This window comes from Kitasatospora sp. MBT63 (assembly GCF_000710465.2).
Classification (GTDB): domain Bacteria; phylum Actinomycetota; class Actinomycetes; order Streptomycetales; family Streptomycetaceae; genus Kitasatospora.
Map to the genome: position 1 here is coordinate 1 of NZ_JAIZ01000646.1, position 5,200 is coordinate 5,200.

The following is a 5,200-nucleotide window of genomic DNA, read 5'->3' on the forward strand; positions in this document are numbered from 1 at the left end:
CCCGGCCTGCCGACGCCCCCGGAGCGCCCGCACTACCTGCTGCCGGTCGCCGCGCGCGGCCTGAGCGCGGTGTTCGGGCAGGCCGGCACCCACTGGTCGGTCCGGCACACCGGCATCGACTTCCCGGTCCCGTCCGGCACCCCGGTACGGGCCGCCACCGACGGAACCGTCACCACCCGGTGGAGCAGCGCCTACGGGTACCTCGCCGTGGTCACCGACCGGGACGGCACCAGCACCTGGTACGGGCACCTGCGCTCGTTCCGGGTCCGCAAGGGCCAGGTCAGGGCCGGGGACGTGATCGCGTACTCCGGCAGCAGCGGCAACAGCACCGGCCCGCACCTGCACTTCGAGGTCCGCCCGGACGGCGGCGCCCCCGTCGACCCGCTGCCCTGGCTGCTGGCCCACGGCCTCGACCCGCGCTGAACCGTCCCCGGCCGCCCCGTGACACGCGTACGGCCCGGGCCCGCGGCAGCGGACCCGGGCCGTACCCGTCGATCGTCCCGTCAGAGCTTCTCGACCGGCGCGTAGCGCAGCAGCAGCTGCTTGCGCCCGGTGCTCGCCCCGAAGTCGACCGTCGCCTGCGCCTTGTCGCCGACGCCCATGGTCGCCACCACCGTGCCCAGCCCGAAGCTGTCGTGGGTGACCCGGTCGCCGACCGCCAGGGTCGGCACGTCCCGCTCGGCCACCTGCCGGGCCGACTTGCCCCAGCCCGCCTTCGGCGAGGCCGTCCCGCCGCCACCGCCACCGCCCGAGGACAGCCGCGAGGAGGACCCGTACGAGGAGCCGCCCGAGGACCGGGACGGCGGCACCGCCGCCGCGCCGGTGCGCTTCCACTCCACCAGCCCGGCCGGGATCTCCTCCAGGAAGCGCGAGGCCGGGTTGTACGAGGGCTGGCCCCAGGCGCTGCGCAGCACCGAGCGGGTCAGGTAGAGCCGCTGCCGGGCCCGGGTGAGGCCGACGTACGCCAGCCGGCGCTCCTCCTCCAGCTCCTTGACCTGGTTGAGCGCCCGCATGTGCGGGAAGATCCCGTCCTCCATGCCGGTCAGGAAGACCACCGGGAACTCCAGGCCCTTGGCGGTGTGCAGGGTCATCATGGTGATGACGCCGCCGCCCTCCTCGTCGTCCGGGATCTGGTCGGAGTCGGCGACCAGCGCCACCCGCTCCAGGAAGTCGGCCAGCGAGCCGACCGGCGGGGTGCCGTCGCCCTCCTCGGCCTCGGGGCGCTCGCCGGGGTCCTTCTCGTACTCCAGGGCCACCGCGGCGAGCTCCTGGAGGTTCTCCACCCGGGTCTCGTCCTGCGGATCGGTGGAGGCCTGCAGCTCGGCGAGGTAACCGGTCTCCTCCAGTACCGCCTCCAGCACGGCGGCCGGGCCCGCGCCGGACTCGACCACCTGCCGCAGCCCGGCCAGCAGCGCGTTGAACTTCTTCACCGCGTTGGCCGAGCGCGCGGCCATCCCGTACGCCTCGTCGACCCGCACCAGCGCCTGGGCGAAGCTGATCCGCTCCCGGGCGGCCAGCGCGTCGATCATGGCCTCGGCGCGGTCGCCGATGCCGCGCTTGGGCACGTTGAGGATCCGGCGCAGCGGCACGGTGTCCTCGGGGTTGGAGAGCACCCGCAGGTACGCCAGGACGTCCCGGACCTCCTTGCGCTCGTAGAAGCGCACCCCGCCGACCACCTTGTACGGCAGGCCGACCCGGATGAACACCTCCTCGAAGACCCGGGACTGCGCGTTGGTCCGGTAGAAGATCGCCACGTCGCCGGGGCGGGCGTCGCCCTTGTCGGTCAGCCGGTCGATCTCGTCCGCGATGAACTGGGCCTCGCCGTGCTCGTCGTCGGCGACGTAGCCGACCACCTTCTCGCCCTGGTCGCCGGCGGTCCACAGGTTCTTCTTGCGGCGGTTGGTGTTGCGCTCGATCACCGAGTTGGCGGCGGAGAGGATGGTCTGCGTGGAGCGGTAGTTCTGCTCCAGCAGGATCGTGGTCGCGTTCGGGTAGTCCTCCTCGAACTGGAGGATGTTGCGGATGGTCGCGCCGCGGAAGGCGTAGATCGACTGGTCCGCGTCACCGACCACGCACAGCTCGGCCGGGGCGATCTGCGCCAGCCGGGCGTCCGCCGGGTTCACGTACTCGCCGTCGACGGTCATCTTCGGCGCGTGCGCGGCGGCGCCGCCGCTCAGCTCGCGCACCAGCGTGTACTGGGCGTGGTTGGTGTCCTGGTACTCGTCGACCAGGATGTGCCGGAAGCGGCGGCGGTAGTGCTCGGCCACGTCCGGGAAGGCCTGCAGCAGGTTGACCGTGGTCATGATGATGTCGTCGAAGTCCAGCGCGTTGGCCTCGCGCAGGCGCCGCTGGTAGAGGAAGTACGCCTCGGCGAGCTTCTTCTCCGTCGGGTTGGCGGCCTGGTCGGCGTAGGTCTCCTCGTCGATCAGCTCGTTCTTGAGGTTGCTGATCTTCGCGGTGAAGGACTTCGGCGGGAACTGCTTCGGGTCCAGGTCCAGATCGCGGCAGACCAGGCCCATCAGGCGCTGCGAGTCCGCCGAGTCGTAGATCGAGAAGCTGGACGTGAAGCCCAGCACCTTGGACTCCCGGCGCAGGATCCGCACGCACGCGCTGTGGAAGGTCGACACCCACATCGCCCGGGCCCGCGGCCCGACCAGCTGCTCGACCCGCTCGCGCATCTCACCGGCGGCCTTGTTGGTGAAGGTGATCGCCAGGATCTCGCCCGGCTGCACGTGCCGGGCGCCCAGCAGGTACGCGATCCGGTGCGTCAGCACCCGGGTCTTGCCCGACCCCGCGCCGGCCACCAGCAGCAGCGGCGAGCCGTGGTGCACCACCGCCTCGCGCTGCGGGTCGTTCATCCCCTCCAGCAGCTGCGCCGGGTCGATCACGGTGCGGGCGGCGCCGTTGCGGTAGTACGCGTCCCGCTCGGCGTCGGCGGCGTGGTCGCTCTGGAACAGCCCGTCGGGGATGGCCTCCTCGTACGGGGAGTAGTCGTGCGGAGCCTCCTCGTACGGGGGCTCCTCGAACGGCGGGCCGTCGTACGGCGGCTCGTCGGCGGCGGGGCGGCTCGACCCGACGGCTGGGTCCTCGAAGCCGGGGAGCGGGAGGTCGTCAAAGAGGCTACTCATGGCCCTCCGAGTGTATGACCAGCCACCGACACCCCGGGGCGGGACGGCGAACCGGCAGGCCCGCCTCGGATTGATCGCCAGGCACCGAACACGCCGGATGCCGTGGTCGTAGGCGTGTCGCCATCGACCACGGCACCCGGAGTCGGCAGAACTCACAGAACCAGCCGACTCATTCCTCGATCAGGAGCTCCTCCGGCGGGCAAGGTGCTTGACCGCGGCTTCACGAACGGTTTCGTCATCCGCTTCGGTCAGCCTGACGAGCGCCCGCTCAGCCTCCGCCCCCGGCGTAGCGGCGAGTGCGCGGACGGCCTTCGTCGCGAGTCCGCGGTTCTCGTCGTAGTCGAGGTACTCCGGGACCCACTGCGTCGCGTGGTACAAGGCGTCGACCGCGGCCGGTGAGCGCAACTCACCGAGCGCCGTGACAACGTCCTCGTGCCGGTGGTGCCAGTCCGCCGTTGCGAGTTCGATCAGCGGCGCCAGATGGTTCGCCGTGAACCCGAATCGGTAGCAGGCGACCAGGGCCACGTCGGCGTCGGCCGCATCCTTCCGGTCGGCCGCGTCGCACAGCAGACTCAGGCTCAAGGCCTTGCCGTCCGTCGCACCGAAGTGATGCAGGACATCCTCCGGACCCACCTCGGGGCCACCACCCGGAACAGTTCCCAACGACAGAACAAGCTGTCGCTCTTCCGGCGTCATCTAGCAATCTCCTCGAACGCCACAATGCTTTCGTTGAATATGTCCAGCGCACTACCGGTTCCCAGCCCGATATTGATCTGGTCCCCTTCCTGCTTGAAGAAGGCGGCCTTCCTGAACCACTTCTTCCCGATGAGCGGCATTCCCGGGTATTTCTTGGTCGTCAATTCCCCCGTGTCACGCACACCGATCTGTTCGAGCCTGGCCGTCGTGCCGGGGCGAACCGTGAACTTGACCAGCCTACCGTTGTACCCTTCCGAGAATCGCTGCGTGGGGGAGATGAACGTCTCCCGACTGCCCCCGGGGGAGACCTTCTTGGTGTCCGTGAGTGCCTTGTAGTGCTCGTCGGTCATGGTCCGGTAGTAGGTCTCCCCACCGCTTGCCTCAGCACTGGCCGCTGCACCGGTCTCACCGCCCTCTCCGCAGTTGTGCACCAGAACCGGGTGCGTTCCGGCCAGCACGTAGTAGGTGTGGAGGTCGGCGACCGTGAGGTTGAACGCGGTCTGCGGGGTGGTCTGGAAGCTGTGTACAGCGGCGACGGTGGCGACATTTCCGTCAGGAAGGCGGAGTTGGTCACCCACGGCCAAATAGGTCGCATCGGTCCAACGCCCCGTGGTGATGTCCCAGTAGGGGTGGTGGGCCGTGGACGTCAGCGGCTGTGCGCCGTGACCGTCGCCCGCGTCGATCTCCAGTCGGGTGAAGTCGGTGTCGTCGTGCCCGACAATGGTGGCGACCACGGGTTCGGCAGTGGTGCTGCCGGTCTGCGGGTCGGTGGCGACAACTGCATCGCCGCGCTGGAGCTTGTCGATGTCCTTGGTGCTGCCGTCGGCGAGCTGGACCTGGGTACCTGCGGGGAAGCTGTTACGGCTGATCGGGCAGGACGCCGGTTCGTCGGCCTTGGCTTCGGGTTTCGGTCCGTCGTCGGCGTGGGTTGCCGCTTGTTCGGCGTCGGCGGCCTCCTTCTCTGTCTTACGGGCGACGGAGAGGGCGTCCTCGGCATCCTTGGCGATGCGTTCGGCGCCGCGGATGGCGTCGTAGGCCTTCTCGCCCTCCTTCCAGAGCTTGAACGCCTTGATGCCGACCTTGACGGCCTTGAAGACCTTGCCCCAGGGGACGAAGTTGAGGGCGGTGTTGACGCACCCCATGACGTCGCCCTTGGTGAAGCAGTCACGGGCGTCGTTGAAGCCGATCAGGTCGCCGACGACGTCGACGATCTTGCTGATCAGTTCTTCGCGCTGCTGCTTGGCCTTGGCGAGGGCCTCGTCGGCGGCCTGCTTCTGGCGCATGGCCGCGGCGGCGTCGGCCGCCGCCTTGTCCTTGGCCGCGCTGTTGGTGCTGGAGGTACTCCCACCGGAGGAGCCGTTACCGCCCCCGCCGCT

4 protein-coding genes are annotated in these 5,200 nt (G+C 69.8%); 1 reads left to right on the forward strand and 3 read right to left on the reverse strand.

The window, feature by feature from the left end; all coding sequences use genetic code 11:
* Positions 1–423, forward strand: a 423-nt coding sequence (locus AA75_RS33905; protein ID WP_033824200.1) for a M23 family metallopeptidase, incomplete at its 5' end; no start/stop codon positions are given.
* An 80-nt stretch (positions 424–503) separates the two neighbouring features.
* Here AA75_RS33905 and pcrA read toward each other — a convergent pair.
* The 3 genes from pcrA to AA75_RS33920 all read right to left on the reverse strand — a co-directional run.
* Complete coding sequence (gene pcrA, locus AA75_RS33910) at positions 504–3,128, reverse strand: DNA helicase PcrA (protein WP_033824201.1); 2,625 nt, start codon at positions 3,126–3,128, stop codon at positions 504–506.
* A 180-nt stretch (positions 3,129–3,308) separates the two neighbouring features.
* Positions 3,309–3,824, reverse strand: a complete 516-nt coding sequence (locus AA75_RS33915; protein WP_033824202.1) for a HEAT repeat domain-containing protein — start codon at positions 3,822–3,824, stop codon at positions 3,309–3,311.
* Positions 3,821–5,200: polymorphic toxin-type HINT domain-containing protein (locus tag AA75_RS33920; RefSeq protein ID WP_033824203.1), on the reverse strand; the 1,380-nt coding region annotated here is incomplete at its 5' end. The genes AA75_RS33920 and AA75_RS33915, both read right to left, overlap by 4 nt.